Origin of the sequence: Helicobacter cholecystus (assembly GCF_003364215.1) — a bacterium.
Taxonomy (GTDB): Bacteria; Campylobacterota; Campylobacteria; order Campylobacterales; family Helicobacteraceae; genus Helicobacter_G; species Helicobacter_G cholecystus.
The window spans coordinates 1-642 of sequence record NZ_NXLU01000031.1; the positions used below are offsets into that span (position 1 = coordinate 1).

Sequence of the window (642 nt, forward strand, 5' to 3'; positions counted from 1 at the left end):
TTTCGATTTGATCTTAAGTATAATACGCCCTCCCCAAAAAAATTCGGATCTTTAGCTCAGCTGGTCAGAGCACTCGGCTCATAACCGATTGGTCGCAGGTTCAAATCCTGCAAGATCCACCAATCCCTTGATAAAATCCTTAAATTATCCTGAAATATAATATATTGCTTCTTTATTCCAAAAGATACTTTATTTTTTCAAAAATTACCCCCCCCCCCCCGTCAAATTTTAGATATACTTACACCTTGTTTTTAAACAAAAACAAAGCAAATATAAGGTTTTTTGCTTCCAAAATAAATAAAACACATTTATAACCATTAAAGGAGAAAACAATGAAAAGAGCAAATACAGCTTCTTCTAAGGGGGGGGGGACAATAACAACTTTGTCTCTAAAATAAAATCTTCAAACAAAACTCTAAAATCAAAAGGCAATACTCTCACTCGTCCTCTTATTGCTAGTTCTTTAGCTTTAATGTTAAGTGCTAGTTATGCAATAGCTCAAGATGTAAGTGGGGATAGTATTGAGAATATCAATAGTAGTGGAGAATATAATTTTACAAATGATGGCACTGTAACAGGCAATATCACTCTAAATTCACAAAATGATCGACTTCTTATCACCAATGTTGATCATAAACTCAC

General features: G+C 33.6%; 1 tRNA gene. It reads left to right on the forward strand.

The window, feature by feature from the left end:
- The first annotated feature begins 45 nt into the window (after nucleotides 1-45).
- A tRNA-Ile gene (locus tag CQA62_RS06795) sits at nucleotides 46-122 on the forward strand.
- The last annotated feature ends 520 nt before the right edge of the window (nucleotides 123-642 follow it).